22 protein-coding genes and 1 riboswitch are annotated in these 26,983 nt (G+C 71.5%); of the genes, 10 read left to right on the top strand and 12 right to left on the bottom strand.

Going from position 1 to position 26,983, the window contains the following annotated elements; translation table 11 throughout:
- Positions 1-13 precede the first annotated feature (13 nt).
- The 8 genes from ACFULQ_RS22795 to fahA form a co-directional block, all read right to left on the bottom strand.
- Complete coding sequence (locus ACFULQ_RS22795) at positions 14-2,992, bottom strand: fumarate reductase/succinate dehydrogenase flavoprotein subunit (RefSeq protein ID WP_383546664.1); 2,979 nt, start codon at positions 2,990-2,992, stop codon at positions 14-16.
- An 11-nt stretch (positions 2,993-3,003) separates the two neighbouring features.
- The gene (locus ACFULQ_RS22790) at positions 3,004-3,792 is read right to left on the bottom strand and encodes an ABC transporter ATP-binding protein (RefSeq protein ID WP_383546662.1); all 789 of its coding nucleotides are present in this window, start codon (positions 3,790-3,792) and stop codon (positions 3,004-3,006) included.
- On the bottom strand, positions 3,776-4,729 hold the full coding sequence (locus ACFULQ_RS22785) for an ABC transporter permease (protein ID WP_383546661.1): 954 nt from the start codon (positions 4,727-4,729) through the stop codon (positions 3,776-3,778). The genes ACFULQ_RS22790 and ACFULQ_RS22785 overlap by 17 nt, the downstream gene beginning before the upstream one ends.
- Positions 4,726-6,063 (bottom strand): ABC transporter substrate-binding protein, encoded by a 1,338-nt coding sequence (locus tag ACFULQ_RS22780; RefSeq protein ID WP_383546660.1) that lies wholly within the window; start codon positions 6,061-6,063, stop codon positions 4,726-4,728. The genes ACFULQ_RS22785 and ACFULQ_RS22780 overlap by 4 nt, the downstream gene beginning before the upstream one ends.
- A 16-nt stretch (positions 6,064-6,079) precedes the next feature.
- Positions 6,080-6,307, bottom strand: coding sequence for a ferredoxin family protein (locus ACFULQ_RS22775; protein WP_383546658.1), 228 nt, complete (start codon positions 6,305-6,307; stop codon positions 6,080-6,082).
- A 31-nt stretch (positions 6,308-6,338) separates the two neighbouring features.
- Complete coding sequence (locus ACFULQ_RS22770; protein WP_383546656.1) at positions 6,339-7,124, bottom strand: GntR family transcriptional regulator; 786 nt, start codon at positions 7,122-7,124, stop codon at positions 6,339-6,341.
- A gap of 298 nt (positions 7,125-7,422) precedes the next feature.
- Positions 7,423-8,364, bottom strand: coding sequence for a M56 family metallopeptidase (locus ACFULQ_RS22765; protein WP_383546655.1), 942 nt, complete (start codon positions 8,362-8,364; stop codon positions 7,423-7,425).
- Positions 8,365-8,630: 266 nt separating this feature from the next.
- Positions 8,631-9,848: a fumarylacetoacetase gene (fahA, locus tag ACFULQ_RS22760; protein ID WP_383546653.1), complete on the bottom strand. Its 1,218-nt coding sequence runs from the start codon at positions 9,846-9,848 to the stop codon at positions 8,631-8,633.
- 267 nt (positions 9,849-10,115) lie between these two features.
- Here fahA and ACFULQ_RS22755 point away from each other — a divergent pair, with 267 nt between their 5' ends.
- Both ACFULQ_RS22755 and ACFULQ_RS22750 read left to right on the top strand, forming a co-directional pair.
- The gene (locus tag ACFULQ_RS22755; RefSeq protein ID WP_383546651.1) at positions 10,116-11,354 is read left to right on the top strand and encodes an ATP-grasp domain-containing protein; all 1,239 of its coding nucleotides are present in this window, start codon (positions 10,116-10,118) and stop codon (positions 11,352-11,354) included.
- A 72-nt stretch (positions 11,355-11,426) separates the two neighbouring features.
- A complete protein-coding gene (locus tag ACFULQ_RS22750; protein WP_383546649.1) occupies positions 11,427-12,629 on the top strand; it encodes an FAD-dependent oxidoreductase in 1,203 nt (400 codons plus the stop codon).
- 2 nt (positions 12,630-12,631) lie between these two features.
- Here ACFULQ_RS22750 and ACFULQ_RS22745 read toward each other — a convergent pair whose 3' ends face one another.
- Positions 12,632-12,997, bottom strand: coding sequence for a hypothetical protein (locus ACFULQ_RS22745; RefSeq protein ID WP_383546648.1), 366 nt, complete (start codon positions 12,995-12,997; stop codon positions 12,632-12,634).
- 200 nt (positions 12,998-13,197) lie between these two features.
- On the bottom strand, positions 13,198-14,355 hold the full coding sequence (locus tag ACFULQ_RS22740; RefSeq protein WP_383546646.1) for an arabinogalactan endo-beta-1,4-galactanase: 1,158 nt from the start codon (positions 14,353-14,355) through the stop codon (positions 13,198-13,200).
- A 355-nt stretch (positions 14,356-14,710) separates the two neighbouring features.
- On the opposite strand from ACFULQ_RS22740, the gene ACFULQ_RS22735 reads away from it, so the two are divergent.
- The 5 genes from ACFULQ_RS22735 (at position 14,711) to ACFULQ_RS22715 (ending at position 20,296) form a co-directional block, all read left to right on the top strand.
- Complete coding sequence (locus ACFULQ_RS22735) at positions 14,711-16,048, top strand: ABC transporter substrate-binding protein (protein ID WP_383546644.1); 1,338 nt, start codon at positions 14,711-14,713, stop codon at positions 16,046-16,048.
- Positions 16,045-17,043, top strand: coding sequence for a carbohydrate ABC transporter permease (locus ACFULQ_RS22730; RefSeq protein ID WP_383546642.1), 999 nt, complete (start codon positions 16,045-16,047; stop codon positions 17,041-17,043). Before ACFULQ_RS22735 ends, ACFULQ_RS22730 begins: the two co-directional genes overlap by 4 nt.
- Positions 17,040-17,909: a carbohydrate ABC transporter permease gene (locus ACFULQ_RS22725; protein ID WP_383546641.1), complete on the top strand. Its 870-nt coding sequence runs from the start codon at positions 17,040-17,042 to the stop codon at positions 17,907-17,909. The genes ACFULQ_RS22730 and ACFULQ_RS22725 overlap by 4 nt, the downstream gene beginning before the upstream one ends.
- A gap of 35 nt (positions 17,910-17,944) precedes the next feature.
- Entirely contained in the window at positions 17,945-18,973 is a 1,029-nt protein-coding gene (locus tag ACFULQ_RS22720) for a LacI family DNA-binding transcriptional regulator (protein ID WP_383546640.1), read from the top strand.
- Between the two features lie 510 nt (positions 18,974-19,483).
- Positions 19,484-20,296, top strand: a complete 813-nt coding sequence (locus ACFULQ_RS22715) for an HAD family hydrolase (RefSeq protein WP_383546639.1) — start codon at positions 19,484-19,486, stop codon at positions 20,294-20,296.
- A 3-nt stretch (positions 20,297-20,299) separates the two neighbouring features.
- Here ACFULQ_RS22715 and ACFULQ_RS22710 read toward each other — a convergent pair whose 3' ends face one another.
- Together ACFULQ_RS22710 and ACFULQ_RS22705 are read right to left on the bottom strand one after the other, a co-directional pair.
- A complete protein-coding gene (locus tag ACFULQ_RS22710; protein WP_383546638.1) occupies positions 20,300-20,782 on the bottom strand; it encodes a transglycosylase SLT domain-containing protein in 483 nt (160 codons plus the stop codon).
- Positions 20,783-20,787: 5 nt separating this feature from the next.
- A riboswitch (cyclic di-AMP (ydaO/yuaA leader) is annotated at positions 20,788-20,989 on the bottom strand.
- Between the two features lie 239 nt (positions 20,990-21,228).
- The gene (locus ACFULQ_RS22705; protein WP_383546699.1) at positions 21,229-23,142 is read right to left on the bottom strand and encodes a CocE/NonD family hydrolase; all 1,914 of its coding nucleotides are present in this window, start codon (positions 23,140-23,142) and stop codon (positions 21,229-21,231) included.
- 201 nt (positions 23,143-23,343) lie between these two features.
- Between ACFULQ_RS22705 and ACFULQ_RS22700 the strand changes: the two genes are divergently transcribed.
- The 3 genes from ACFULQ_RS22700 to ACFULQ_RS22690 all read left to right on the top strand — a co-directional run bounded on the left by ACFULQ_RS22700 (position 23,344) and on the right by ACFULQ_RS22690 (position 26,982).
- Positions 23,344-24,354: a polyprenyl synthetase family protein gene (locus tag ACFULQ_RS22700; protein ID WP_383546636.1), complete on the top strand. Its 1,011-nt coding sequence runs from the start codon at positions 23,344-23,346 to the stop codon at positions 24,352-24,354.
- Between the two features lie 124 nt (positions 24,355-24,478).
- Positions 24,479-25,501, top strand: coding sequence for a CHRD domain-containing protein (locus tag ACFULQ_RS22695; protein ID WP_383546633.1), 1,023 nt, complete (start codon positions 24,479-24,481; stop codon positions 25,499-25,501).
- A 242-nt stretch (positions 25,502-25,743) separates the two neighbouring features.
- The gene (locus ACFULQ_RS22690) at positions 25,744-26,982 is read left to right on the top strand and encodes an outer membrane lipoprotein carrier protein LolA (protein ID WP_383546631.1); all 1,239 of its coding nucleotides are present in this window, start codon (positions 25,744-25,746) and stop codon (positions 26,980-26,982) included.
- Position 26,983: the final 1 nt, after the last annotated feature.

Genomic DNA, 26,983 nt, shown 5'->3' with positions numbered 1-26,983 from the left:
CGCTCGGCTCACGTCACACGGCCCGTGCCGCATACGCCCTGACGTCCGCGTCCGAGTCGGCCGTCGCCGTGGCCAGGGCCGCACGGGCGTCCTCGGTGCCCGAGTGGCGGGTCAGCGCCAGGACGGCGGCCTTGCGGACATCGGCGTTGGGGTCGGCGAGGGCCTTGGCGAGGGCGGGGACGGCCACGTCGTGATCCGCCGCGCCCAGAGCGGCGGCGGCACCCGACCGGACCTGCCAGGCGGAGGCGTCGAGGGCGGACACGGCACGGGCGGCCAGGGGCACCGGGCAGCCCGTGGTGCCGAGCGCGCCGTAGGCGGCGGCCTGGACCAGGACGTCGGGGTCCTCGGTGAGGCGGGAGAGGGCGGTGAGGACGGCCTGGGGTTCGGCTCCAGCGGCTGCCGTGGGCGCCGTGGGGGTGGAGTCGGCCGTCGCGAGGCCCGTGCCGGCGTCGGCGGTCGTCGATTTCGGAGCGTCGGCGCCCGCGCCTGCGTTCGCGTCGGCATCGGCGTTGGTGTCGCCCGGTCCGCTCAACATCTGTCCTGCTGTCTGCCCCACCCACACCGTCGCCAAGGACTTGGCGATCGTGACCCGGACCTCCCGGGACGGGTCCGTCGTGGCCGCGCGGGTGAGTTCCGTGACTGCGTCCACCGAGACCAGGGCACGCACAGCCTCGATGCGGACGGGGATCTCGGCGTCCGACAGGGAGCCGGCGAACAGGGCCGCGTCGCCGAGGCGCAGGGCGCGCAGGACGTCCAGGGCGGCGGCGCGGACCACCGGGTCGGGCTCGGTCAGGGCGGCGGCGAGGCCGTCGCGCAGGGCGGGGTCGGGCGGGAGCGTCTCGACGAGCTCGCGCAGGGACGCGGCCGCGGCGGCGCGGACCTCGGCGGCGGGGTCGCGCAGGGCCTCGGCGAGGGCGGGGCCGGTGCCAGGTGGCAGGGTCTCGGTCAGCACGGCCACGGCCTCGCGCCGGACGGCGGGTGCCGGGTCGGTCAAGTAGGGCCGCAGTGCGTCGAGTTCGGGTTCTTCCTCGGCGAGGGCGACGAGTTCGAGGAGGCGGGCGGGGGAGTTTTCGGGGGTGGGGTGGGGAGGGGGGAGGGGCCCCCTCCCCGAAGCCGACGACAGTGCCGATGACACCAGCGGATCCACCCCGGCCCCCGTCTCCCCGGCCCCCGCCACCCCGGTAGCCACCGGTGCCCGATCCCGTGCCCCCGCCGTCGCCACCTGCTCCGCGTGCACCTCGCCGAGGTGTCGGGAAGGGCCGCCGACCGGGGTGAACTCCTCGATCGGGACCAGGTAGGGAGCCACGGGGCGGGCCGTGAACTCCATCGTGCCGGAGGGGGACTTGTGCAGGTCGAGATGGTGGAACCAGGAGGTGTCGTCGCGGTGCGGGTGGTCGAGACGGTCGTGGTAGAGACCCCAGCGGGACTCCGTGCGGGCCAGGGAGGCGCGCGCGGCCATCTCCGCGCAGTCACGGATGAAGGAGACCTCGGCGCAGCGCATCAGCTCGTGCGCGGTGCGGGCGCCCATCGAGGCGATGTCGTCCCGCATCCGCTCGAAGGACTCCAGGGCCAGGGACAGCCGCGCGCCGGACTTCGGCGGGGCCACGTAGTCGTTCACGAAGCGGCGCAGCTTGTACTCGACCTGGGGCTGCGGCGGGCCGTCCGGGTTGCGCAGCGGGCGGTAGATCAGTTCGTGCGCCTCGCGGAGCTGGTCGGGCGGCAACTCCCCTTCGTACGGCGTGTACTGGGAGGCGTCCGCGCCCGCGAGGTCGCCGAAGACGAACGCGCCGATCATGTAGTTGTGCGGGACGCAGGCCAGGTCGCCGGCGGCGTAGAGGCGGGGGACGGTCGTGCGGGCGTGGTCGTCGACGCGGACCCCGGAGGCCGAGTGGCCGCCGCACAGGCCGATCTCGGAGATGTGCATCTCGATGTCGTGGGTGCGGTAGTCGTGACCGCGGCCGGAGTGGAAGGTCCCGCGGGTGGGCCGTTCCGTGGAGTGCAGGATCGACTCCAGGGACGAGATCGACTCCTCAGGCAGGTGGCTCAGCTTCAGGTACACGGGGCCGCGGTCGGAGGCGACCTCGGCGGCGAACTCGGCCATCATCTGGCCCGACCAGTAGTCGGAGTCGACGAAGCGTTCGCCGTGCCGGTTGACCTGGTAGCCGCCGAAGGGGTTGGCGACGTAGGCGCAGGCGGGGCCGTTGTAGTCCTTGATCAGCGGGTTGATCTGGAAGCACTCGATGCCGGTGAGCTCGGCGCCGGCGTGGTAGGCCATGGCGTAGCCGTCGCCCGCGTTGGTCGGGTTCTCGTAGGTGCCGTACAGGTAGCCGGAGGCGGGCAGGCCCAGCCGGCCGCAGGCACCGGTCGCCAGGATCACCGCGCCCGCGCGGACCGTGACGAACGCGCCGGTGCGGGTGTTGAAGCCGACCGCACCCACGGCCCGCCCCTCGGCGGTGAGCACCCGCACCGGCATCACCCGGTTCTCGATGCGGATCCTCTCCCGCATCTCGCGCCGCCGCAGCTGCCGGTACAGGACCTTCTTGACGTCCTTGCCCTCCGGCATCGGCAGCACGTAGGAGCCGGAGCGGTGGACCTGGCGGACCGCGTAGTCGCCGTGCTCGTCCTTCTCGAACTTGACGCCGTACGACTCCAGTCGCTGCACCATGCCGAAGCCGCGGGTGGCGGTCTGGCGGACGGTGGACTGGTCGACGATGCCGTCGTTGGCACGGGTGATCTCGGCGACGTAGTCGTCGGGCTCGGCGCGGCCGGGGATGACCGCGTTGTTGACGCCGTCCATGCCCATGGCGAGGGCACCGGAGTGCCGGACGTGGGCCTTCTCAAGGAGCAGCACGTCCGCGCCGTGCTCGGCGGCGGTCAGGGCGGCCATGGTGCCGGCGGTGCCGCCGCCGACGACGAGGACGTCGCAGCGGATCTCCTCGGCGTCGGTGAGGGCGGGGATCTCCAGAGGCGTGTTCAAGGAGGCGGTGGTCACCGGGGGGCCTTTCAGGTACCGAGCGAGGAGAGGACGTCGCGCCGCAGTGCCAGGCGCGCGGGATCGTCGTGCGCCGACCGGTCGCGCGGGCGCGGGACTTCGCGTACGGCGATCAGCCGGCCGCCGCCGAGGAGGGCGACACGGTCACCGAGGAAGAGGGCCTCGTCGACGTCGTGGGTGACGAAGACGACCGTGGCGCCGGTGCCCTGGAGCACCTCGACCAGCAGGTCCTGCATGCCGGCGCGGGTCTGGGCGTCGAGGGCGCCGAAGGGCTCGTCCATGAGGACGGCGCGGGGCGCTCCCGCGAGGGCCCTGGCCAGTTGGGCGCGCTGGCGTTGCCCGCCGGAGACGCGGTGCGGCAACTGCCGGGCGTGGTCGGCGAGTCCGACCCGCCCCAGCCAGGACTCGGCCTGGCCGCGCCGTTCGGTGCGTGGCGATCCCTTGATGGCCAGGGGGAGTTCGACGTTGGCGCGCAGGGTGCGCCAGGGCAGGAGGGCGTCCTCCTGGAAGACCAGGGCGCGTTCGGCACTGGGCCGGGTGAGCGGCCGGCCGTCCTGGGAGACCTCGCCCGCGAGGAGGGGGAGGAGCCCGGCCAGCGTGCGCAACAGTGTCGACTTGCCGCAGCCGGAGGATCCGACGACGGTGAGGATCTCGCCGCGGGCGATGTCCAGGTCGACGCCGGAGAGCACCGGCGCGTCGGGGCGCCCGAGAGCGGCGCCGCTGAGGGTGAGGCGGGTGCCGTGGGTCGCGGGCGGTGCCTGGGCCGCCGTGTCGACGACGGTGTCAGACGAGGTGCTCATCGCGTGTCTCCCCGGTCTTCTCGGTCTCACCGGTCTCCCCGGTCTTCTCTGCCTTCTCCGTCCTCGGCGCGGGCGCGGCCGTGGGGGACCCCGGGGCCCCGGGGGTGACGGCGGTGACGGCGGTGCGGGCGTTCCTCGGCCGGCTTCCGGCGTCGTACGACGTCCTCGGCAGCCACCGGGTCAGGCGGCGGCCGAGGAGTTCCACGGCGGTGGAGGTGAGCCAGCCGAGGACGCCGACGGTGACCATGCCGACGAAGACGCCCGCGTAGTCGACGACGGTGTAGTCCTGCCAGGTGCGGTAGCCGACGCCGTACTGGCCGGAGATCATCTCGGCGGAGATCACACAGATCCACGAGACGCCGATGCCGACGGACAGTCCGCCGAAGATGCCGGGCAGGGCGCCCGGCAGGACGACCGAGGCGAGGATCCGCCACCGGCCGCCGCCCATGGTCAGCACCGCCTCCTCCCACACCGGGGTGAGCGCGCGGACCGCGTGCCGGGTGGAGACGAGGACGGGGAAGTAGGCGGCGGTGCAGGTGATGAAGACGATGCCCTGTTCGTTGGAGGGGAAGAGGAGGATCGCGACCGGGACGAGGGCGATCGCGGGGATCGGCCGGATCACCTCAAGGACCGGTCCGAGCAGGTCCTCGGCGAGGCGGGAGCGGGCCACGAGCACGCCCGTGGCCACGCCGAGCACCGCGGCGAGCAGGAAGCCGGTGAGGATGCGGGTGAGGCTGTCGGTGAGGTCCGTCCAGTAGTCGGGGCCGGCGAGGCGGTCGGCGAAGGCGCTCGCCACGTCGGTGACCGTGGGGAACTGCGAGAAGCGCAGCCACAGGTCGACGTCCAGCCCGGTCAGCAGCTGCCACACGCCGAGGGCGGCCGCCAGGGAGACCGCCCTGAGCGCGTACCGGACCGCCTTCGGCAGGGGCCGGCTCACGACGCCTGCTCCAGCGCCTGGGCGTAGGTGACGATCCGGGCGCCGCCGTGCGCGGTGACGTACGCCCGTGCGGTCTCCGGGGCGACGAAGGGCAGCAGCCGGCCGCCGTCGGCGACCCAGACGGCCTTGTCGGCGAACCAGAGGGTGCCGGTGGTGGCGTCGGGGACGTAGGCGGCGCGGATGCCGTCCCGGTGCGCCGAGACGTACTTCAGCAGTGCCACGGGCGTCGTGAAGCTCCGGGTCTCGGAGGCGCCCTTGGGCCAGACCTCGCTCGCGGAGGCGGCGGGCGTGGCGGCGAGGCGCTTGGTGTAGTCGGCGCCGAGGGCCTTCTTGACGTACTGGTCGTCGACGAAGGAGTCCACGTCGATGTCGCCGGTCAGCTTGGCCGCCTTCAGCCCCGAGACGTCCTGCTTCAGCGCGGAGACCAGCTGGGGCTTGAGGGCGGGGTCGAAGGTGGCGATGCCGTGGGCGCCGTTGTAGAGGTAGACGACCTCGGCGGGCAGGCCGGTGGCCTTGGCGACCGACTCGGCGGCGGCGACCGGGTGCGTGTTGAGGTAGTCCGTGGCCTCGGCCTGGGCCTTCAGGAACGCCTCCAGGACCGCCGGGCGCCGCTCGGCGAAGTCCTCGCGGGCGGTGACGCCGTGGAAGGTGGGGAGGTTCAGCTCGGCACCGTCGTAGAGCGCCTTCGCCTTGCCCTGGTAGGCGAGCAGTCCGGGCCAGGCGACGAACTGGGAGAGCGCGTCCGTGCTGCCCGCCGACAGGGCCGAAGCGCCCACCGCGGGCTGCTGGTTGAGCTTCTCGATGCCCTTGCCGGGGTCGATGCCGGCCCGTTGGAGGGCGCGTACGAGGGTGCCGTCGGCGGCCGAACCGACGCTGGTGGAGACCTTCTTGCCCTTGAGGTCGCCGAGGGAGGCGAGCTGGGAGTCCGGGGCGGTGACGACGGTGTTGAGGCCGCCGCGGAGGTTGTAGCCGGTGACCGAGACCAGGTGGGTCGGCTTGCCGAGCTGCTTGCCGCGGGCCGCGTTGATGAGGAGCGGGAAGTCGCCCATCGAGCCGATGTCGATCTTCCCGGCGGTCATCTGGGCGGTGATGGGGGCGCCGGTGGCGTAGTCCTGCCAGTCGACCTTGTAGGTCTTGCCGTCGTGCAGCGAGTCGAGCTCCTTCTCGAAGTAGCCGAGGGAGCGCAGCAGGGTGCCGGCGGTGACGGTGTTGATGGTCTTGGACTGGTAGCCGACGGTGACGGTGACCGTGGAGCTGTCTCCGGCCTGGGCGCTGCCGCAGGCCGTCAGCGGTGCCAGCAGCAGGAAGGTGGCGACGACTGGTTTGGTCTTCATGGGAGTTCGGGGCCTCTCACCGGAGCAGATAGGGCATGTTGACCGTGACGGCTCCGGTGGGACAGCGGGCCGCGCACGGGCCGCAGTACCAGCACTCGTCGACGTGCATGTAGGCCTTGCCGCTGCTGCTGTCGATGGCGAGGGAGTCCAGCGGGCACATGTCCACGCAGAGCGTGCAGCCGTCGATGCACTTCGACTCGTCGATGGTCACGGGCACGTCGGCCCGCTGGGGCGCCAAAGCCATGGCTGTCTCCAGGAAACGGCTCGGAAAGAGGTCAGAGGGAGCGGCGCAGTTGGCCGCTCATGGTGATGCGGTCGCCGCGGAAGCGGATGAACTCCAGGTCGACGGGGCGGCCGTCGGCGAGGTGCGTGAGGCGTTCCAGCATCAGGACGGCCGCACCGCGCGGCGCTTCCAGTACGGCGGCGGAGTGGGCGTCCGCGTTGACCGCCTCCAGGGTGATCTCGGCGTGGCCGAGGCCCTGGCCGGTGATCGTCTCCAGGAGGCGGAAGACGTCGGTGTTCTCCAGGTCTGCGCCGAGCAGGGCGGTGCCGATGTCGAGGGGGATGTAGGTGAGGTCAAGCGAGAGGGGCAGGCCGTTCAGCCGGCGCAGGCGTTCGATGTAGAGGACGTCGGTGCCGGGGGCGACCTGGAGGCGCTGGGCCACCGGGTGCGGGGCGGGGGCGGGGCCCATGGTGCGGACCTCGTTGGTGACCGTGCCGTGTTCGTGGAGGGTCTCCGCGAGGCCCATCAGACGGTCCAGGCCGTGGGGGTACTTCTGCCCGACGACGACGGTGCCGACGCCGGGGTGGCGGGCGACCAGGCCTTCCGCGCGGAGCAGGTCCAGGGCTTGGCGGACCGTGTTGCGGGAGGCGCGGTAGTCGGCGGCGAGGGTCGTCTCGTGGGGAAGGGTGCCGCTCTCGTAGCCGCCGGTGAGGATCTGATGGCGGAGGAGGTCGGCGAGCTGTCGAGCCTGGTCCGCACGCAGCCGGCGCCGGGCCCGGGCGGCGACGGTGGTCGCGCCCTGACCTGCGTGGTCCCGGATACGGTCGGTGGGTGGCATGGCTGGAACCATACCGACGCGGTAGGAAAACGAGTGTTGCCGCATTGTTGCGCCACTTGACGGGGTGACGGATGCGCCACTGACCTGCGCTTTCCACTGCTGTGGGGCTACATGTGCCACCTGACGCGGGCCGGGAGTGGGTCTCGCTCACCGGCGCTTGCCGGGTGCCGCTGCGCCCACCCGTGCCGCCCCAGCGGCACGACTGCCCGCAGTCAGGGAGGCGGCAACTGCAGCCCACCCAGGGGCGCGGGGAACTGCGCGACCAGCCCCCACCGGGCCGCACCCGAAAACCGACCGTCTACGCCAGCGCCGACAACCCCGGCCCAAAAACGATCAGCAACGGCAACAGAGGGATCAGCGCAGCCGTCGCAGACGTAAGCGCCCTCTGCCGCCGCAACAACCGCGGCGGCGGCTCCAGCAACCGATCCACCCGCTCACCCAGCAACCGATGACTGGACGCACACGACAGCACCCCCCGGTGCTGGTTCAACGTGATCAGCGCGAGCGCCGTCGTCAGATGCCCGCACCGCCGCGACGCCGCGTCGTCCGCCGCCAGCTCCACCAACCGGTGCGTCTGGTCGCAGAAGTGGGCGAACAGCGGCACCCGCGGAAACCCCGTGGCCAGCGCCGTGGACAGATGCAGCAGCCAGTCGTGGCGGGCCCGCGCGTGCCCCCGCTCATGCGTGAGCACGGCGTCCAGCTGATGGTCGGTGAGCCGGTGCAGCGCCCCCGTCGTGACGATCAGCTGCGGCGGACTCCCCGGCATCCACCACGCGTCCGGGTACTCGTCCTCAAGCACCAGCAGCGGCCCCCGTTCCGGCGTCCCGAGCCCCGCCGGCAGATCCGGCGCCCGCTCCCGCAGCTGCGCCCGCGCGGCGCCCCGGCGGCGCCGGGTCTCGACCAGCTCGCGGGCCAGCATCGCCGTCGTCCAGGCCGCCCCGGCCGCCAGCAGCAGGGTCGCGGCGACCGTCCAGACCGGGGCCGCCGACAGGTCGTACGCCGCGGTCACGGCGGGCGGTGCCGGGGCGAACACATGGTCGCGGACCGTGTGGAAGACGGCCGCCGCCCCGAGGACCAGCGCCGTGAGGCAGCACAGCAGCACGGTCGCGACGAGGCACTGCCACACCCACAGGCCGACCACCGGTTCCCGTTCGGGCCACGCGGCCCGGGTGAGCGCGCGCGGCACCGGCACGGCGGCCGCCACGGCGACGGTGCTCAGCAGGAGCAGGCAGAGTGTCATGCCACGGGCTCCGGATCCTGATCGGAGACAGGGGAGGGTGGGGCGGTGTGACGAGGTGCTGCGGGGGCGGTCGCGACGCGTCCCACGCGGACCCCCCGCCGCCAGTATGCCGTGAGCGGACGCCCTGCGGCAGGACTCGAACAGCCCCAACCGCCCCGAACACCCCTTTCCCGCACCCTCACCTCACCGCCCGCCGCCCACCCTCACCTCAGGGTCCGCCGGACACCCTCACCGCCCGCCCTCACCTCACGGCCCGCCGGAGACCCTCACCCCCCGCCCGCCACCACCCGCCCCACCACATCCCCCAACCCCACCCGGACCCCGTCCGGACCCGGCGCCCACGCCGACAGCGTCACCACGTCCCCGTCCTCCAGGAACGTCCGCTTGCCGTCCGGGAGTTCCAGGACGTCCCGCCCGTTCCAGGTCAGCTCCAGCAGGGAACCCCGCTCGTCGGCCGAGGGCCCGCTCACCGTCCCGGAGCCGTACAGGTCGCCGGTGCGCAGCGAGGCCCCGTTCACCGTCATGTGCGCGAGCTGCTGGGCCGCCGTCCAGTACATGGTGGAGAACGGCGGCCGGGACACCACCTGTCCGTTGATCGCGACGGACATCCGCAGGTCGTAGCCGCCCGGCTCCACGTCCGGGGCCGTGTCGTCCAGGTACGGCAGCAGCTCGTGCGTGCGCTCCGGCGGGGCCACCCGCGCCTCCTCCAGCGCGTCCAGCGGGGTGATCCACGCGGACACCGAGGTGGCGAAGGACTTGCCGAGGAACGGGCCGAGGGGGACGTACTCCCAGGCCTGGACGTCCCGCGCCGACCAGTCGTTGAGCAGGCACAGTCCGAAGACGTGCTCGCGGAAGTCACCGAGCCCGACCGGCCGGCCCAGCTCGGACGGCACGCCGACCACGAAGCCGACCTCCGCCTCGATGTCGAGCCGCACGGACGGTCCGAAGACGGGCGCCGGGTCGGTGGGAGCCTTCCGCTGCCCCGACGGCCGTACGACGTCCGTCCCCGACACCACCACCGTGCCCGAGCGGCCGTGGTAACCGATCGGCAGGTGCTTCCAGTTGGGGGTCAGGGCCTCGCCGTCGGGGCGGAAGATCCGGCCGACGTTCCGCGCGTGGTTCTCGGAGGCGTAGAAGTCGACGTAGTCCGCGACCTCGAAGGGGAGATGCAGCTCGACCGAGGACAGCGGGTGGAAGAGGTCCGCGATCACCTCCTGGTGCGCGGGCACCGTCACCCACGCCGTCAGCGCCCGCCGCACGTCCGACCAGGCCGTACGGCCGGCGGCGAGCAGGGGGCCCAGGGTCGGGCGGGCCAGCAGCGAGACGTACGGGGATCCGAGCGCCGCGGCCGCCGCGCCCGCGTCGAGGACGTGGTCGCCCAGCCGTACGCCGACCGTCCGTTGCGAGGACGGAGTGGAGAAGACGCCGTAGGGGAGGTTGTGCGGGCCGAAGGGATCGCCCTCGGGGACATCGAAGGGGGGCATGGGGTGCTGCCTCACTTTCGGGCATGCCGAGCGGTCGCGGGCATGCCGTGCGGTGCCGGTGGTCGGGCCACACGTTACGTCCGAGCCGCCCCCGACGGGAGTGTCTAAAGGGTTAGCAATGGGACCAAAGAGTTGGCAATGTCCCGTTAAGGGATAGTCGGAGTAGAGCATTCCGGCTTAGCGTCCTTTGCGAGACACGGACGGGATGGGTGGGGTCACGTCCGTTGGGGGACGCGTGGGGGGACCGTGGCCAGGAGTGCGAGCAGTGTGCCTTTCGAGGCCGACAAAGACGTACCGGCCTTGATCGTCAAGTTCGGCGACTACCCGCTGCACCACGGCGGCGTGGGCGCGATCCGCAGTCTGGGCCGCCTCGGCGTGCCCATGTACGCCGTCACCGAGGACCGTTGGACACCCGCGGCCGTCTCCCGGTACCTCACCCGCGCCTTCGTCTGGCCGACGACCGGCACCGAGGACCCGGGCCGACTGGTCGAGGGACTGGTCCGGATCGGGCGCCGCATCGGCCGCCCCGCCGTCCTCGTCCCGACCGACGAGGAGGCCGCGGTCCTGATCGCCGAGCACCGCCGGGACCTCTACGGCCGCTTCCTCTTCCCGAGCGTGGAACCCGGCCTGCCCCGCCGCCTCGCCAGCAAACAGGGCCTGCACGAACTGTGCGTGGAGCACGGCATCGCGAGTCCCGAGGCCGCCTTCCCGCAGTCGTACGACGACATCGTGGCCTTCGCCGAGAAGGCCCGCTTCCCGGTGGTGGCCAAGAACCGCGAGGCGTTCGTACGGCGCCGGCGGCCCGCGGTGGGCGGCACCACCCGCATCGCCACCCGTGAAGGGCTGCTCGCCCTCGCCCGTGACTGGGGCGAGCAGCCCGGGGTGATCCTCCAGGAGTACCTGCCCCGGCAGGAGGCCGAGGACTGGATCGTGCACGCCTACTTCGACGCCAACTCCACCCCGCTGGCCCTGTTCACCGGCGTCAAGGTGCGCTCCTGGCCGCCGCACGCGGGCATGACGGCCAACGCCTACGTCGTCGACAACCCGGAACTCGCCGATCTCGCCGCCCGGTTCGTCAAACAGATCGGCTACAGCGGCATCATCGACCTCGACCTGCGCTTCGACCGGCGCGACGGCCAGTACAAACTGCTCGACTTCAACCCCCGCATGGGCGCCCAGTTCCGGCTCTTCGAGAGCGAGTCGGGGGTGGACGTGGTGCGCGCCATGCACCTGGACCTGACCGGGCGGGCCGTCCCGGAGGGCGAACAGCGGGCCGGCCACCGCTATGTCGTGGAGAACATCGACCTGCCCGCCCTGCTCGCCTACCGCCGCAGCGGCTATACGACCCCGCACGCGCCGAAGCGGCCCAGCGGGACCGAGCTGGCCTGGCTCGCGGGTGACGACCCGCTGCCGTTCCTCACCATGCTCGGGCGCTTCGTGCGGCCCGGCGCCAAGCACCTCTACCAGCTGTGGCGCACCAACCGCCGCGGCGGCTCGACCAGTTGAACCAGCGGCACGCGACCTGCCGAGCGGTCGCACACCACGAAGTGACGAAGTGACGTCCTGGGGAGGGACTTCGTGATCCATCCGGTAGCAGTCATCGGCGCCGGGCCCTTCGGCCTGTCCACCGCGGCCCATCTGCGGGCGCGCGGCCTACCCGTGCGCGTCTTCGGCGACCCCATGGTCAGCTGGCGCGACCACATGCCCGCGGGCATGCTCCTCAAGTCCACCCCGGCCGCCTCCAGCCTCGACGCGCCCCAGCCCGGCCACACCCTCGTCGACTACTGCGACGCGGCGGGCATCCCGCGGCTGGTGACGGACGAGGACATCGTCCCGGTGGAGACCTTCATCGCCTACGGCCAGTGGTTCCAGCAGAAGCTGGTGCCCGAGCTGGAGCAGGTGCGGGTGGTGTCCGTGGACCGCAGCGAGCAGGGGGGCTTCCAGCTCAAGCTCGACTCGGGCGAGTCCTTCACCGCGCGCGCGGTCGTGGTCGCCACCGGCCTGTCGGGGCTCTCCCACCTGCCCCCGGAGCTGACCGCGGCCGCACCCGACGGCCCCGCCCCCACCGCCCCCGTGTCGCACAGCTCCCAGCACCACGACCTCACCCGGTTCGCGGGCAAGGAGCTGCTCGTCGTCGGCGCCGGCCAGTCCGCGCTGGAGACGGCCGCCCTCGCGGCGGAGGCCGGCGCGCAGGTCAGGGTGGTCGCCCGCGGCCACGGCAGGGTGGCCTTCGGTGCCCCGCCGTGGCGGCAGCCGAGGCTGCGCCCGGAGTCGCCCTTCGGCCGCGCCTGGTCGCTGTGGGCCCTGACCTACTACCCGCACCCCTACCGGCTGCTCCCGGCGAGCACCCGCCACTACCTGGTGCGCCGGGTCCTCGGCCCGCTCGGCGCGTGGTGGCTGCGCGACCGCTTCGAGGGCAAGGTCCAGGTCACCGAGGTGGACCGGATCGTCGGTGCGGACGCGAACGACGGGCACCCGGCCCTGGAGGTGCTCGGCCACACCGGCCGCAGGGACCGCCTCTCGGCCGACCACGTCATCGCGGCCACCGGCTACCGCGTCGACATCGCCGCGATGGACTTCCTCGGCCACGAACTGCGCACCGCGCTGGCGGTCAGCCGCGGCACGCCCAGGCTCGGTGCCGGATACGTCTCCTCCGTGCCGGGTCTGTACTTCACCGGCCTGCCCGCGGCGGCCTCCTACGGCCCGGTGATGCGTTTCGTGTGCGGCACGGAGTTCGCCTCCCCGAGGCTGACGCGGCACCTGGCGGCGGCGCACGGCTGACCTCAGGAGGTGCAGAGGTCCTTCAGCCGGTCGGCGGCCGCGTCGATCCGGCTGGAGTCGGGGTCGGTGTCGCCGTTCAGGACGGCCTTGTTGTAGTCCTCGACGGCCTTGTCGAGATCCTTGACCGCCTTCTCGACCTTGCTGTCGTTGGTCTCGTCGCCGATCCTGTCGAGCTTCTTCCTGATCGTCTCGGGGGAGTCGCCCTCGTGGACGGCCCGCAGACCGTCCGCGAGGGTGTCGGTCCAGGACACGCAGTCCAGGGAGTTGTCGGCGCCGTCCGGGTCGCAGCCGGTGACCAGTACGGCGGTGAGGGCGACGGCGGTCAGGGCGGTGACGACGGTGAGGATACGGCTACGGCTACGGCGCATGGGGTGGCCGACCTTTCTCGGGGCGGGACGCGATGCCCTCCACGATTCCGCCGCCCGCCCCGCCGCCACGAGGGAGCTGCCCGGCGTATCCGGGGTGTAGCCCCCTACACCCCGAGCGCGGTCTAGCCCCCTACACCCCGTGCGCGGTGCAGCCTCCTACACCCGCAGCGCGGTGCGGCCCCCAACACCCGCAGCGTGCCCTACGCCCGGTAACGCCCCAGCGTCCGCAGCCCCGGCAGCTCCCGGTCCTGGAAGTCGAACAGGGCCAGGTTCTCCCACGCGTTGCCCGAGGCCGCGTCCGTCGGGTCCCAGCCGCTGCCCGCGCGGTAGGTCCACAGCCCCTCCCAGTAGCAGTAGCCGAGGCCCTGCCCGCCGGGGACACCGGCGGCGAGGTCGGCGACCGTGCGCAGCCACGCGGCCTGGCCCGCGGGCGTGGCCGGGTAGCCCTCGGTCAGCTGCGAAGGGTCGTTCATGATGTCGTTGACGTCGTCCTCGCTCTCCAGCGTGAACGGGTACGCGGTCTCGGCGATCACGCACGGCTTGCCGTAACGGGCTGTGATGTCGGCCATGTTGGCGGCGGCGTTCGCGAGCGGGCCGTGCCAGAACGGGTAGTACGAGAGCCCGATGATGTCGAAGTCGACGCCGTACGACACCACGTTGTCGAACCACCAGCGGTACAGCCCGTTGTCGCCGCCGTTCGCCAGGTGCAGGATCGTGCGGACGCGCGGGGTGGTGTCGCGGGCCGCGCTGAGACCTGCCTTGAGGAAGGCGGTCATGTTGTCGAAGTGCTCCCAGTTGCCCTCCGGCCAGATCAGCCCGCCGTTCAACTCATTGCCGATCTGCACGAGTTGGGCGGGCGTGCCCTGCCTGCGCAAAGCGCCCAGCACATCGGCCGTGTGGTCGTGCACCGCCCTGGCCAGGCCCGGCACGTCCAGGCCCGCCCACGCGGCCGGCTTGGTCTGGTGCGCCGGGTCGGCCCAGCCGTCGGAGTAGTGGAAGTCGATCCAGATGCCGACGCCGGCCCGCTTCAACCGCCGTGCCAGCGGCAGGATGTGCGCCTTGTTGTTGTAGCCGTCCGCCGGGTTCACCCACACCTTGAGGCGGGCGTGGGTGACGCCGGCCCGCGCGATCAGCCGGACCGGGTCCTCACGGCGGCCGTCGGCAGTCCGGTACACCGCTCCGTGGTCCTCGTTCTTCGGCAGCGACGAGATGTCGACGCCCCGGATCTCCAGGCACCGGTCACCCGAGGAGCCGGAAGAGCCGGCTGAATCCGGAGCGGCCACGGCCTGAGCCGCCCCCAGCACCGGAGCGGCCAGCGCGGCGGCGCCGGCGGCGGCGAGGACACTGCGTCTGCGCATGTCAAAGGGTCCTTTCACGGACGGTCACGGCGGTGCCGGCGCGGTGGTGAGTCCGACGGCCCGGGGGAGGGCCGGGAACGGGGTGAGGGGGCCGGCGGAACGCTGTACGACCCAGAAAACCCTCATTTTCTGTGATCGTGCACAGCTCCCCTCGCCCCTGTCATCGGCGGGCAACAAGTAGGTAACCCCACACCCCCGCCATTGACAAGGGGCTGAAACAATTCTCTACTGTGCACGATCACAGAGCCGCGCGGCCCTCGCGCACAGCCTCACGGACACGTCCGCAGAACCTCCCCCCACGGCGGTTGCCGCGTACGCGGGATGTCCGAGACCGGCTGGTTCCAAGTCAGGGGAGATGAAGATGTCGATCAACCGCCGCCAGATCAGCAGGCGCAGCATCCTTGCCGGGGCCGCAGCCCTCGGCCTCACCAGCACCCTCGCCGCCTGCGGCGGTTCCGACGACAAGGACTCCGGCGGCGACAGCGGCCCGGTCAAGCTGACCTACTGGTCGTGGGCTCCGAACATGGAGAAGGTCGCCGCGATCTGGAACAAGAAGAACCCGGACATCACGGTCACCGTGTCCAAGCAGGCGAGCGGCGGCGAGATCGTCTCCAAGCTGATCACCGCGAAGAAGGCCGGCAACGCCCCCGACCTCATCCAGGTCGAGTACCAGTCGCTGCCCACCCTGGTCTCCAACGACGTCCTGGCCGACATCACCAAGTACGCCGGGGACACCAAGTCCCAGTTCGCCGAGGGCCTTTGGGGGATGGTCACGCTCGGCACGGACGCGCTCTACGCGATCCCGCAGGACGCCGGGCCGCTGATGTTCTACTACCGCGAGGACCTCTTCAAGCAGCACGGTCTGAGCGTCCCGAAGACCTGGACGGAGTTCGCGGAGACCGCCCGCGCCGCCAAGAAGGCCGTGCCGGACGCCTACCTGACCACCTTCTCCTCCAACGACCCCGGCCTGTTCGCGGGTCTCGCCCAGCAGGCCGGCGGCAAGTGGTGGACCGTCGACCCGTCCGGCAAGTGGACCGTCGGCATCGACGACGCGGCCACCAAGCAGGTCGCCGAGTTCTGGGGCGGCCTGGTCCAGGAGGGCGTCATCGACAACCAGCCCATGTACACCCCGGCCTGGAACAACGCCCTCAACAAGGGCACCCACCTCGCCTGGGTCTCCGCGGTCTGGGCGCCCGGTGTGCTGGTCTCCTCGGCGCCCGACACCAAGGGCAAGTGGCGCATGGCCCCGCTGTCGCAGTGGAAGTCCGGCGAGAACGTCACCGGCAGCTGGGGCGGCTCCTCCACCGGTGTCTCCACCGACTCCAAGCACGCCGAGGCCGCCGCCAAGTTCGCCACCTGGCTGAACACCGACCCGGAGGCGCTGGCCGCCCTGGTCAAGGAGGTCGCGATCTACCCGGCGGCCACCAAGGGCCAGTCCGGTGACGTGCTGACCACGCCGGAGTTCTTCTCGAACCAGGCCGACTTCTACACCACGGCCGGTCAGATCGCCGCCACCACGGCCGCCGCGGCCTGGGGCCCCAACGTCAACACGGCCTACACCACCTTCCAGGACGCCTTCGGCAAGGCCAGCAAGGCGAAGAAGGAGGCCCAGTTCGACTCCGCCCTCGCCACCGTGCAGTCGAAGACGTTCGCCGACATGAAGAAGCAGGGCTTCGAGGTGACCGAGGCATGACCAGCGCTCCGCTCAAGGGCGCCGACCTCACCGAGGCCGGCCCCTTGGCGGACGGCACCGGCACCGCCGCCCAGTCCGTCCGCCCCAGCCGCCCCCGCCGCCGTGGCCGCAGCGCACCGTACTGGTTCCTGGTGCCCACCCTCACCCTCTTCGCCGCCTTCACCGTGGTGCCCATCGGGTACGCGATCTGGCTGAGCCTGCACAAGGTCCGGGTCAAGGGCATCGGACTCGGCAAGGGCGCCCGCGAACAGGTCTGGAACGGTCTCGGCAACTACACCGACGTCCTGAAGGACTCCGAGTTCGGCCACAGCGTGCTGCGCGCCTTCGGCTACGGCCTCATCGTCATCCCGACCATGCTGGGCCTCGCGCTGCTGTTCGCGCTCATGCTCGACACCCCGAAGGCCCGCAGCGCGCCCTTCGCCCGGCTGATGATCTTTCTGCCGTACGCGGTCCCGGGCATCATCGCCGCCCTCATGTGGGGCTTCCTCTACCTGCCGGACGTCAGCCCCTTCTACTACCTGCTGGACAAGCTCGGCCTCCCGGGGCCCGACCTGTTCGACGGCGGCAACCTCTACCTCTCCTTCGCGAACATCGCGGTCTGGGGCGGCACCGGCTTCAACATGATCGTCATCTACACCGCCCTCAGGGCCATCCCGCCGGACATCTACGAGGCGGCCAGGATCGACGGCGCGACCGACCTGAAGATCGCCCTGCGGATCAAGATCCCGATCGTGATGCCCTCCCTGGTGCTCACCTTCTTCTTCTCGGTGATCGCCACCCTCCAGGTCTTCACCGAGCCGATGGCCCTCAAGCCCCTGACCAACGGCCTGCCCAGCTCGTGGAGCCCCCTGATGGCCATCTACGACAAGGCCTTCCTCCAGTCCGACATCTACGGCGCCTCCGCCACCGCGGTCGTCCTGGCCCTGGCCACGTTCGTCCTCTCCTTCACCCTGCTGCGCATCTCCGACCGCTACACCCGGGAGGACCGGGCATGACCCCGCTCACCCTCACCGCCGACACCGCCGCGAGGACGCGCCGTACCGCCTGGGTGCCCACGCTCGTGCTGCTCCTCGGCGCGCTGTACTGCCTGATCCCCATCGCCTGGGTGGTCATCGCGGCGACCAAGGACCGGTCGGAGCTGTTCTCCACCTTCACCTTCGCCCCCGGCTCCGGCTTCCTCCAGAACCTGCGCGACCTGACCGCCTACCGGGACGGCATCTTCTGGAAGTGGATGGCCAACTCGGCCTTCTACGCCGGTCTCGGCGCCCTGCTCTCCGCCGCGGTCTCCGCGGCCGGCGGCTATGCGCTCGGCCGGTTCGCCTTCCGGGGCCGTGAGGCCGTCTTCAAGATGATCCTGGCCGGCGTCCTGGTCCCGTCCATCGTGCTCGCCGTACCGCAGTACCTGCTGCTGTCGAAGCTGGGCATGGCCGACTCGTACGGGGCGATGCTGCTGCCGTCGATCCTCTCGCCCTACGGCGTCTACCTGGTCCGCATCTACGCGGCCGCGTCGGTGCCCGCCGAGCTGATGGAGGCGGCCCGCATGGACGGCGCGAGCGAGTGGCGGATCTTCTCGCGGATCGCCGTACCGATGATGATGCCCGGCCTGATCACGGTGTTCCTCTTCCAGTTCGTCGGCATCTGGAACAACTTCCTGCTGCCGTACGTGATGCTCGCCGACGACGAGAAGTTCCCGATCACCCTCGGCCTGTACACGCTGCTCGCCCAGGGCGCCTCGCAGCCGGCCCTCTACACCCTGGTGATCACCGGCTGTCTGCTGGCGATCCTGCCGCTGATCGCGCTCTTCCTGGTGATCCAGCGGTTCTGGTCCCTGGACCTGCTGAGCGGCTCGGTCAAGGCCTGAACACCCCCTGCTGACGTCTCTAGTTGACGAGGAACATGACCACGAGTGCGAACGGGCGCCGCAAGCCCCCCACCATCCACGACGTGGCCCGCGAGGCGGGCGTGTCGCGGGGGACCGTCTCCCGCTTCCTGAACGGCGGCCACTACGTCTCGGCCGCCGCCGGGCGGGCCGTCGAGGCCGCCATCAGGAAGACCGGGTACGTGGTCAACCGGCATGCGCGCAGCCTCAGTACGGGCCGCTCGGACTCGGTGGCGTTCCTGCTGACGGAGCCGCAGGAGAAGTTCTTCGAGGATCCCAACTTCAACGTCCTGCTGCGGGGGTGCACCGAGCGGCTGGCCCAGCACGACATCCCGCTGCTGCTCATGCTCGCCGAGAGCGACGACGACCGGCGGCGCCTGACCCGGTACATCACCTCGGGCCACGTCGACGGGGTGCTGCTGCTGTCCAACCACAGCGGTGACCCGGTCGCGGCCGAACTGCACGACGCCGGGATCCCGTTGGTGGTGTGCGGCAAGCCGATCGGGCTCGGCTCCAGGGTGAGTTACGTGGCCGCCGCCGACCGGGACGGTGCGCAGGACATGGTCCGGCATCTGATCGCGGGCGGGCGGCGCCGCGTCGGCATGGTCACCGGGCCGCTGGACATGCCGGGCGGCCCGGACCGGCTGGCCGGCTACCGGGACGTGCTCGCCGAGGCGGGCCTGCCCTACGACCCGGCGCTGGTGGTGGAGGGCGACTTCCGGCGCAGCGGCGGCGAGCGCGCGGCCCGGCGCCTGCTCGCCCAGGCCCCCGACATGGACGCGGTCTTCGTCGCCTCGGACCTGATGGCCCTGGGTGTCGTCAACGTCCTTCAGCAGTCCGGGCGTTCGGTCCCCGACGACATCGCCGTCGGCGGCTTCGACGACTCCCCGGCGGCCACCGCCATCGCCCCGGCCCTCACCACCATGCGCCAGCCCTTCGACCGCATCAGCGCCGAGATGGTCCGCATGCTCCTGGCCCAGATGTCCGGCGAGAACACAGCGGGAGTCATCCTCCCGACCCAACTGGTGGTAAGGGACTCGGCGTAGCGCTCCGCGGGCAGGGCAGGGCAGGGCTGTGTGAGGGCCGCGGGATGGGCAGGCGGGGGAGCCCACCGGTCCCTGCGTCACGGGCCCGTTGAATGAGGCAGGGGGAGTCGCGACCGGTCACGGTGGCGCGGGTCACGTCGGCATGAGGCAGTCGGGGCGCCTTCGGTCCCCCCGCCCCAACCGCGGCCCAGCGCGGCCGCCTTGTCACGGACGGGGGCAGCCGGGGCGGCGGGCGCCATGGGGGCATCGGCACAAGGCGGGCGGGGTCGCGACCGGTCACCGCGGCATGGGGAGCCCCGCACTGCCCGCCCCACCCCTTCGCCATCTCAACCTGCCGGAACCGCACGGGACATGCCCCCGAACCGCCCGCACACCGGGGCGCGGCGCGCGGTGGCGGTGCGCAGCACACCGCCGCACCCCCCGAACCGGAACTGCCGTCAACAGATGTGAAAGCAGCAGCCGTCCGGTTCGCGTCGAGTCGGAGGGGCCAACCATCCGTATTCTCTGATCATGGCCGCCTCCCCCGCATATTCACTCATCGCCACCGACCTGGACGGCACGCTGCTCCGCGCCGACGACACCCTCTCCGACCGGTCGTTGGCCGCGCTCGCGAGGGTGGCGGAGGGCGGGGCCCAGCACCTCGTCGTGACCGGACGGCCGGCGCCCAGAGTGCGGCCGCTCCTCGACGACCTCGGCAGCACGGGGCTCGCGGTGTGCGGACAGGGCGCGCAGGTGTACGACGCCGGCGCGGACCGTCTGCTCTGGTCGGTGACCCTGGACCGGGAGCTGGCGGAGACCGCGCTGGGGAAGATCGAGGCCGAGGTCGGGCTGGTGTACGCGGCGGTGGACCAGGACGGTGTCGACGGGCTCACGCTCATCGAACCGGGCTATCTGATGCCCCATCCGACCCTGCCCGCGGTGCGGGTCGGCCGCCGCGACGACCTGTGGTGCGAGCCGATCAGCAAGGTGCTGCTGCGCCACCCCTACCTGTCGGACGACGAGTTGGCGGTCACGGCACGCTCGGTGGTGGGTTCGCTGGCCACGGTCACCATGTCGGGACCCGGGACCGTCGAACTCCAGCCATGCGGCATCACCAAGGCGACCGGCCTCGCGCTGGCCGCCGAACACCTGGGCCTGGGACCCGAGGTGACGATCGCCTTCGGGGACATGCCCAACGACATCCCGATGTTCGACTGGGCGGCCCACGGCGTCGCGATGGCCAACGCCCACCCCGAACTCAAGGCCGTGGCCGACGAGGTGACCCTGTCGAACGAGGACGACGGCATCGCCGTCGTCCTCGAAAGACTCTTCAGCCGGGCGTAGTTCCTAGTAGGCGCCGAACACGTTGTCGATGGACCCGTACCGCGCCGCCGCGTAGTTGCAGGCCGCGGTGATGTTGGCGACCGGGTCGTACGGGTCCCACGAGGTGTTGGCCACGTGGTAGGCGTTGAACGTCGGGTCGATCACCTGGAGCAGGCCCTTGGAGGGCGTGCCGGCGGCCGCGTTGGAGTCCCAGAGGTTGATGGCGTAGGGGTTGCCGGAGGACTCGCGGATGACGTTGCGGTAGATGCCGTCGTAGGAGCCGGGGATCCCGTGCTCCGCCATGACGGCGAGGGAGGCGCGGATCCAGCCGTCGAGGTTGTTGGCGTACCCGAGGCTGGTCGCGGTCTGTACGGCCGGGGTGGCCGCGGACGCGGTCGTCGCACCGATGAGCGGGAGCGCGAGTACGGCGACTCCGGTGCCGGCGACGGCGAGCTTGCGGACGAGACGGTGGGTGCGGGAAGCACGGTGCTGAGCGGCAGCAGGCATGGCGAAGTTCCTCTCCGTCGCCTGCGAGGTGAGCTGTCGGGTTCGGGCGGGGAGTTGCCCGGCCATGCCCGTAAAAGGCATGACTTCACCCCAAGCCGTACCGGTATGTCCGAAGACGACCGTTCCGGCGACTTACCTGGGTCCCCCGCTCCTGCCGTGGTTCTCGGTGGGTGTACGGGCGGCGGCAGGATTCGGCGTCCGCCCGACAGGCCGGGAACGTATGCGAGAGCACATGTCCGGAACAAGTGGCGAATTCACGTGGAGTGCCTATTGACCTTGGTCGGGGGCATTTGAGGCACTTGATCCTTTGCGGTCGCAAGTCTCAACTGACGCAGCCGAAAAGGCGGATTGAGGAATTCCGGATATCTGTCGATCCGTCGGCTGGAGTGAGTCAAGTCACGCCCATGCGCAAGACGTGCAAAACGGGCAAGAGACCCAACTCATAGTCAACCGGCCGTCCGTGGGATCCGCTGCTCCCATGTCCGGTGGAAGACCACCTCACCGCCGTCGGTGCACATCACCTCGTTCGAGGTGGAAAAGTCCGTCCCGTCGCAGCTGATCTCCGAGCGGGAGCGCACGGTGGTGTCCCAGGCGAGCTCGGGTCGGTGCAGCCGGATCGACCGGTCCGAGCGGGTGCGCGCGGACAGCGGGTCCTTCTCGTCGATCGTGTACGTCTCCCGCGCGTCCTCGGTGAACTCCAGCCCGTCGGGGTACACGCGCGTGCCGCCGTACCGGGGATCGACCTCCAGACGCCACTCGCCCTTGGCCACGTCCCGCACGACCAGCCGCTCGGGTCGCGGCTCGTCCAGCGTGACCGGGCTCCATCCGTCGGCGGCCACGCCCTGCGTGCCTCCCGGCGGCGCGGCCTGCTCCGGCTCCGCGAACGTGATGTCCGGGGACGCCTCACGCGCGCGTACCGGCAACTCCAGGAAGCTGCCCGCGGGGTCCAGCGTGAAGCCCGCCTGCGACTCGGGCTGCGGCCAGATCCACGGCCAGTACGCCGAGGACACGGCGAGCCGGATCCGGTGGCCGGGCGGGAAGGCGTGCCCGGTGCCGCTCAGCTCGAAGGCCACCTCCTGCGTGGCCCCCGGCTCCCAGGGCACCGCCCGGTCCGGGCCATGGCGTGCGGAGAGGTTCAGCGCCCCCCGCGTCACGAGGGTCGACGAGCCGTCCGGCGCGACATCGCACAGCCGTGCCACGACCTGCCCGCGCGACACCTCCGAGGTCACCCTGAGCCGCACCCGCGGCCGCCCCAGCACGCACGTCTGCTCACCCACCGCGAACTCGAAGCAGGCCGAACGGGCGTCCTCCTCCCGCTGGTCCGGCGGCAGATCGGCGTCGCCGCCGGACGGGACGAACGGGCCGGCGTCCACGCCGGTGTGCTGCGGCGAGCGGACCAGCACGGCGGGGCCCTGAAGGCCGTACGACACCGTCGTGACGTGGGGGGAGGGCCAGGCGGGCTCGCCGACCCAGCGGCCGGGCAGGGTGCCGTACGCCGTCGCCGGGGGGTGGGAGTGGCTGACGTAGGTGCCGCGGTCCGGGTACTGGTGGGACCAGGGGCCGACGATCCCGCGGACCCGGTCGGCCGGCAGGTGCTCGACCAGCCGCAGGACCGTGTCGCGGTACGGGTCGTGCCAGCCGCCCACTGCGAGGACCGCCGCGTCGATGGAGCCGTAGTCCTCGCGGACGCTGTCATGGCGCCAGTGTTCGTCACGGGTCTGGTGGGCGAGCCAGGTGTGGAGCGGCGGGTCCAGGGCCTCCAGGCGCTTGAGCCACATGTCCCGCCAGTCGTCGCCGACATGGAGCGGGTCCGGCGGCCGGGAGGCGAGGGCGAGCATCGTCGCCGCCCACGCGTGCGTGTCCGCAGCGAGGACGGAACCTCCCAGGTAGTGCACGTCGTTGTCGTAGCGGTCGTCGGTCGCGCAGACGGTGACGACCGCCTTGAGCGGCTCGGGTGCGAGGGCCGCGATCCGCAGGGAGCCGAAGCCGCCCCAGGAGATGCCGACCATGCCCACCCTGCCGTCGCACCAGGGCTGCGCCGCCAGCCAGTCGACGACCTCGACCCCGTCGGCGAGCTCGGTCGCCGAGTACGCCTCGCCCGGCACGCCCTCGCTGTCGCCGTGCCCGCGCACGTCCACGCGCACGGAGGCGTAGCCGTGGCCCGCGTACCAGGAGTGGCGCTGCCCGTCGCGGGGCGCGGTGCCCTCGGTGAGGCGGTACGGCAGGTATTCGAGGATCGCGGGTACCGGTTCGGGAGTGAGCGGCCGCCACACCCGCGCGTGCAGCCGCGTCCCGTCCGGCAGCGGGACGCGGACGTCGTCGTGCGTCGTCTCGTGGGGGAAGGGCGTACGGATGTGCATCATTTCCCTATAAGGAGATAGATGTCCGTTCTTTTCAGGTGATCAAAAACATACCGGTCGTGATCCGATACCGCCTGGCATGGACGGGGCGGGCGCTATCGGTGATCCAAAGGTGACCGGATACGCTGACTTGAGTGATGGCAGCGACCTATCGACATTCCGCGTAACCGCCAGAAGACACCAGCAGACAGGAGACCCCTCGTGACCGTCGTCGGGCCGTTCGGGCTGAGCGTGCGGGACCAGGCTCTGGAAGCCGATGTCCAGGCCGGAATGACGGCTGTCGAGGAGGGACTGCTCGAAGCCACCAAGAGCGAGGTCCCCTTCATCACGGAGGCCGCCCAGCATCTGGTGCGCGCGGGCGGAAAGCGGTTCCGGCCGCTCCTCGTGATGCTCGCCGCCCAGTTCGGCGACCCCTATGCGCCGGGCGTGGTGCCGTCGGCCGTGGTGGTGGAGCTGACCCACCTGGCCACGCTGTACCACGACGACGTGATGGACGAGGCCGCGGTGCGCCGCGGGGTCGACAGCGCCAACACCCGCTGGGGCAACTCGGTGGCCGTGCTGACCGGCGACTTCCTCTTCGCCCGCGCCTCGCACATCCTCGCCGACCTCGGCCCCGAGGCGGTCCGGGTGCAGGCGGAGGCGTTCGAACGCCTGGTCACCGGCCAGATCCTGGAGACCGCGGGCCCGATGGACGGCCGCGACCCGGTCGAGCACTACCTGGACGTGCTCGGCGGCAAGACGGGCTCCCTGGTCGCCGTCTCCTGCCGCTTCGGGGCCATGATGTCCGGCGCCGACGAGACGGTCGTGGACGTCCTGACCCAGTACGGCGAGCGCCTCGGCGTGGCCTTCCAGCTCGCGGACGACGTGCTGGACATCGCCTCCGACTCGCACGAGTCCGGCAAGACCCCGGGCACCGACCTGCGCGAGGGCATCCCCACCATGCCGGTGCTGCGGCTGCGCGAGCGGGCCGCCCGCCTCGGTCTCGCCGAGGACATCGCCCTGTGCGAGCTGCTCGACTCCGACCTCACGGACGACACCCGGCACGCCGAGGCGCTGGCCGCGCTGCGGGCGCACCCCGCCCTGGAGCAGGCCCGCAAGGACACCGTGCAGTACGCCCAGGACGCGCGCGCGGCGCTGGCCCCCCTGCGGGAGTGCGACGCGAAGGCGGCCCTGATGGAGCTGTGCGACGCGGTGGTGCACCGCGCGGGATAGGGACGCACCCGGATGTGACGTACGTCACTACCTTGGACTCAATCCAACCTGAGATCTCCTCCGAATTGCCTGTACGAAGCCGACGCAGGGGGCGTCGGCCGCATTACGGGGAGAAATCAGAATCATGGGCATCAATACGACGTTCTCGAACCGCCGTAAGAGCCTGCTCGTCACCGCCGTCGCGGTGGCCACCGCCGGTGGTGTCGCCGCCGCGGTGATACCCGCCTTCGCCGCCGGAAGCGCCCGTGCCGACCACACGGCGCACTCCGGCCACGCGGCCGGCGGACAGGAGATCGTGAGCCGGAGCGTGGCCGCGTCCGGCGGCAAGGGCGGCACCCTGCTTGCCGCGAGCCTGCGCGGGGCCAACGAGGTGCCCGTCGCGGGCGGCCCCGCCGTCGGCGACAAGGACGGCGCCGCACTGGAGTTCATCAAGGTCAAGGGCGACAAGGTCTCCGTCGCCGTGAAGTGGGCGGGGGTCGCGAGGCCCACCGCGCTGCACATCCACGAGGGCGCGCGGGGCGTCAACGGCGGCATCAAGGTCGACTTCACCGACCTGCTCAAGAGCAGCCGCCGCCACACCGTCACCGGCACCGTGAAGGTCGGGGACAAGGCCCTGCTGGCCCGGCTGAAGGCCGACCCGAACGCGTTCTACGCCAACCTGCACACCGCCGAGTTCCCCGGCGGAGCCGTCCGCGGCCAGCTCCACAAGGTCACCGTCGCCGCCTTCGACTTCCGGGACGCGCTGCACAACTTCCAGGCCTCCGTGGTCAAGGGCAAGCAGATCTACCAGTGCAAGCCGGCTGCGGGCGGCGGTCACGCCTTCGCCCAGCGGGACGTCGCCGCGGTGCTCGGTGGAGGGATCGCGCACTCCTTCGTGAAGCCCAACTCCGGTACCCCGCAGTGGATCGCCCCCGACCGCAGCGCGGTCACCGGAGCGCTGCTGTCCAAGACGGCCAACGGGGACCGGAACATCCCCGAGCTGGACCTGAGGGCCACCCAGTCCGGCCGCCACCACGGCCTGCTCGCCGACACCGTGGAGATCCTGCGGCTGAACACCGTCGGCGGCGTCGCCCCGGCCGGCTCCTGCTCCCCGGGCACGATCGTCGGGGTGCCGTACCAGGCGGACTACGTGTTCCTGCGCGGCTGATCACCGGGTTTCGTCACGGGTGCAGGGGGCGCCCCCTACGGGTCGTAGGGGGCGCCCGCATGTCGTGTCATACCCCAGGTGTACGCGGAGTTGCCTCCGTGGGCTGACGCATGTTCACGGCCGATTTGGTCAGATGGACACCACGGAAAACACCACTCCTCACCGATTCGGGTGAGAATGGCGGCTACGGGGTGGACGCACGGGAGTTGACAGCCGCCGCCGACGACGGAGGTAAGGCACACATGGCACCGTACGAATCCGACGACAGCGCGACCGCCGCTGACGCCGAGGAGCTGCGCTCGGCGCGCCGGCGCAAGGCCGCGCGCTACGTCGTGCCGGCCACGGTGGTGGGAGTCGCGGCGGCGACCATCGGGCTCGTCCCGGCACTCGCCGACTCCGGCGACCCCGACCTGCCCAAGATCAGCGCACAGGAACTCATCGAGAAGATCGCCGCGTCGGACGTCCAGCAGCTGTCCGGCACCGTGAAGATCACCACGGACCTCGGCCTGCCCGACCTCGGCGGCCTGGAGAACTCCCTCGGCTCCGCCGCCGGCCCCTCCGGCTCGGGCGACGGCGCCTCCGCCGACCCGTCGAGCAAGCTCACCGAGCTCGCCTCCGGCACCCACACCCTGCGCGTCGCGGCCGACGGCGAGAACAAGCAGAAGGTCTCCCTGCTGGAGGACGCGGCCGAGTACAGCCTCATCCACAACGGCAAGGACGTCTGGGGCTACGACAGCAAGTCCAACTCGGTCTTCCACACCACCGCCTCCGAGAGCGACGGCAAGCAGAAGGAAGAGCTCCCGGCCACGCCCAAGGACCTCGCCGAGGACGCCCTCAAGGCCGCCGACAAGACCACCTCGGTGACGGTCGAGGGCACCGCCCAGGTCGCCGGCCGGGACGCCTACCGCCTGGTCATCAAGCCCAAGGACGAGGGCACCACGGTCGGTCAGATCACCGTGGCGGTGGACGCGAAGACCGGCCTGCCGCTGAAGTTCACCCTCACCCCGGCGAGCGGCGGCGCCGCCGTCGTGGACGCGGGCTTCACCCAGGTCAGCTTCGCCAAGCCGGCCGCCTCCACCTTCGACTTCACCCCGCCGAAGGGCGCGAAGGTCGAGGAGGAGGACGCCTCGAAGGCCCCCGAGCACTCCGAGGGCTCCAGGGACTTCGGCAAGGACTTCGACAAGGGCCCCTCCGCGGACTTCGGCAAGGGCGGCCCCGAGGGGCTGAACGTCATCGGGGACGGCTGGGACTCCATAGCCACCTTCGACACCGGCGGCCAGGGCGTCCCGTCCGGCTCCGAGGTCGGCGGTGACGTCGGCGGCTTCCTGGACTCGCTCGGCGACAAGGTCTCCGGCAAGTTCGGCCAGGGCACCGTCTTCAAGACCCGCCTGATCAACGCCCTGATCACGGACGACGGCAAGGTCTACGTCGGCGCGGTCACCAAGGACGCGCTGGTGAAGGCGGCGGACGCGGGCAAGTAAG

Origin of the sequence: Streptomyces sp. NPDC057253 (assembly GCF_042669125.1) — a bacterium.
In the GTDB taxonomy this organism is placed as follows: Bacteria; Actinomycetota; Actinomycetes; order Streptomycetales; family Streptomycetaceae; genus Streptomyces.
This window is presented reverse-complemented; position numbering and strand designations above follow the sequence as displayed.

What these genes read in the sequence shown, in the direction of transcription:
- ACFULQ_RS22790 (WP_383546662.1), bottom strand. Translation starts at nt 3,792, where the DNA reads ATGAGCACCTCGTCTGACACCGTCGTCGACACGGCGGCCCAGGCACCG.
- ACFULQ_RS22780 (WP_383546660.1), bottom strand. Translation starts at nt 6,063, where the DNA reads ATGAAGACCAAACCAGTCGTCGCCACCTTCCTGCTGCTGGCACCGCTG.
- ACFULQ_RS22775 (WP_383546658.1), bottom strand. Translation starts at nt 6,307, where the DNA reads ATGGCTTTGGCGCCCCAGCGGGCCGACGTGCCCGTGACCATCGACGAG.
- ACFULQ_RS22770 (WP_383546656.1), bottom strand. Translation starts at nt 7,124, where the DNA reads ATGCCACCCACCGACCGTATCCGGGACCACGCAGGTCAGGGCGCGACC.
- ACFULQ_RS22765 (WP_383546655.1), bottom strand. Translation starts at nt 8,364, where the DNA reads ATGACACTCTGCCTGCTCCTGCTGAGCACCGTCGCCGTGGCGGCCGCC.
- fahA (WP_383546653.1), bottom strand. Translation starts at nt 9,848, where the DNA reads ATGCCCCCCTTCGATGTCCCCGAGGGCGATCCCTTCGGCCCGCACAAC.
- ACFULQ_RS22745 (WP_383546648.1), bottom strand. Translation starts at nt 12,997, where the DNA reads ATGCGCCGTAGCCGTAGCCGTATCCTCACCGTCGTCACCGCCCTGACC.
- ACFULQ_RS22740 (WP_383546646.1), bottom strand. Translation starts at nt 14,355, where the DNA reads ATGCGCAGACGCAGTGTCCTCGCCGCCGCCGGCGCCGCCGCGCTGGCC.
- ACFULQ_RS22735 (WP_383546644.1), top strand. Translation starts at nt 14,711, where the DNA reads ATGAAGATGTCGATCAACCGCCGCCAGATCAGCAGGCGCAGCATCCTT.
- ACFULQ_RS22730 (WP_383546642.1), top strand. Translation starts at nt 16,045, where the DNA reads ATGACCAGCGCTCCGCTCAAGGGCGCCGACCTCACCGAGGCCGGCCCC.
- ACFULQ_RS22725 (WP_383546641.1), top strand. Translation starts at nt 17,040, where the DNA reads ATGACCCCGCTCACCCTCACCGCCGACACCGCCGCGAGGACGCGCCGT.
- ACFULQ_RS22720 (WP_383546640.1), top strand. Translation starts at nt 17,945, where the DNA reads ATGACCACGAGTGCGAACGGGCGCCGCAAGCCCCCCACCATCCACGAC.
- ACFULQ_RS22715 (WP_383546639.1), top strand. Translation starts at nt 19,484, where the DNA reads ATGGCCGCCTCCCCCGCATATTCACTCATCGCCACCGACCTGGACGGC.
- ACFULQ_RS22710 (WP_383546638.1), bottom strand. Translation starts at nt 20,782, where the DNA reads ATGCCTGCTGCCGCTCAGCACCGTGCTTCCCGCACCCACCGTCTCGTC.
- ACFULQ_RS22705 (WP_383546699.1), bottom strand. Translation starts at nt 23,142, where the DNA reads ATGCACATCCGTACGCCCTTCCCCCACGAGACGACGCACGACGACGTC.
- ACFULQ_RS22695 (WP_383546633.1), top strand. Translation starts at nt 24,479, where the DNA reads ATGGGCATCAATACGACGTTCTCGAACCGCCGTAAGAGCCTGCTCGTC.
- ACFULQ_RS22690 (WP_383546631.1), top strand. Translation starts at nt 25,744, where the DNA reads ATGGCACCGTACGAATCCGACGACAGCGCGACCGCCGCTGACGCCGAG.